The organism is Dankookia rubra, from assembly GCF_004355005.1.
In the GTDB taxonomy this organism is placed as follows: Bacteria; Pseudomonadota; Alphaproteobacteria; order Acetobacterales; family Acetobacteraceae; genus Paracraurococcus; species Paracraurococcus ruber_A.
Window position 1 is genome coordinate 1 of record NZ_SMSJ01000253.1, and the last position, 1,561, is coordinate 1,561.

A 1,561-nucleotide genomic window follows, 5' to 3' on the forward strand; every position below is an offset into this window, starting at 1 on the left:
TGACGCTGCAGGAGCTGCGCGAGGTGGTCGAGGTCTGGGCCGAGGCGGCGCTGCGGCTGTCGGAGCAGGACCTGCGGCGGATGGCGCGGCTCTGCAACGCGCAGGACCGCCTGCTGGCAGCCGCTGGCTGAGCGCACCCTGTCTGGGTTCGGACCCGCATTGACGGCTTCGATCACACGGCCAGGCGTCTACTGCCCGCCACGAGCTGGCGACCAACGCGGTGAAGTACGGCGCGCTGTCTTCCGCGGCCGGCCGCCTCATCCTCGCTGGGCTTGCCGCCACTTGCTTCGATGCGAGCCCTTTGGGCTGCGATGGTCTGCGATAGCCGAATGCGTTCACGGAGCCTGCTAGCGCGGTCCAGCCCGCTCTGGGCCTTGCCGTTGTCATCAGTTTTGATAGCTTGGTCACTCATGTCGTCGTGCATTGACCATACCTAGCAAGGGCATGGTCGCAATGCGAACCAGATGTCCGAGATCTGACCCATATGAGACCTCAGACATCCGACCCGGGTGCATCAGCTTGCGCCGACTTCCTGCATGAGATTGGCTCCGGTCGAGGCCGGTGCCCACAGGTTGGCGCCTTGGGCAACACAGACGGCATTCGCAACAAAGGCGCGCAGATCGCGCAGCACGGACCGCAGCAGGTTTACCTCAGCCATACATAGGCCGGCATCAGGATCGTCGTCAGGCGCAAGACGGGCGACCAAAACCTCCATCTTGGTCGCCAGAACGGCGAGCGACTGTGACGGGGCGGCGGCCAGACTAGCTACCATCTCGAGGTCGCCGTTGTCTCCCGCGTCGTCCTCTGGCCATGCCTCGGCGTCGGGAACTGCTGCGAGGGCCGCCGGCTGGAGTTGCGGCGCATCAGTGCGATGCGCCGCACCCGAGGTCCGTCCGGCAGGGAAGAGCAGGATATCAGCCATGGTCGGAGTCCGATCCCGAGAAGATGGTTGAGTGTTTGCGAAGAGGCTCGGGCTGGCACCGGTGGCCGAGGCTTCCGCTGCATCAAACCGGTGGGCATTGACCGAACGAAGGCGCCCCCTCGCGGGGACGCCCTTTTCGAGGTTGCCGGGTGCGGGACCTGGCGGAGACTAAGGCCTCAGGCGAACATCATGTCCGCCGCGGCCAGCTTAGTGACATGCGCCAGGAAGACGCTGTCGCCGGCCGCGTCGTAGGTGACCAGCAGGCCGGAGACGCCGCCCTCGGTCGCCGTCTTGGTATGGATATCGGCGTTGGTCAGGCCGGCGAACTTCAGCTTGTCGACCCCGGCGGTGAAGTCCTGGATCACGGCATGGCCGTCACGGGCGTTGAAGACGAAGGTGTCCTTGCCCGCCCCGCCGGTGAAGTTGCCGGTGCCGGTGCCCGCGTCGAACAGGTCGCTGCCGCCGCCGCCAACCGCGGTCGCCGCCCCGCTGCCGGCATGCAGCACCAGCTTCGCCATGCCCTCGACGGTGACGCTGTCCTTGCCCGAGCCGAAGGTGACGTCGGCGACCGAATAGCGACCGTCATAGCTGCCGTTGTAGAGGCTGCCGTTGTCGGTGCGGTCATAATCGGCGAGCGAG

At 66.2% G+C, this 1,561-nt stretch carries 1 protein-coding gene and 1 pseudogene; both read right to left on the bottom strand.

All coding sequences use genetic code 11. The features are described from left to right. Positions 1 to 514: 514 nt before the first annotated feature. Positions 515 to 922: a hypothetical protein gene (locus tag E2C06_RS36375; RefSeq protein WP_133293371.1), complete on the bottom strand. Its 408-nt coding sequence runs from the start codon at positions 920 to 922 to the stop codon at positions 515 to 517. A gap of 176 nt (positions 923 to 1,098) precedes the next feature. Beyond that, a pseudogene (locus E2C06_RS38335) lies at positions 1,099 to 1,561 on the bottom strand (hypothetical protein); the annotation flags it as partial.

What these genes read in the sequence shown, in the direction of transcription:
- E2C06_RS36375 (WP_133293371.1), bottom strand. Translation starts at nt 922, where the DNA reads ATGGCTGATATCCTGCTCTTCCCTGCCGGACGGACCTCGGGTGCGGCG.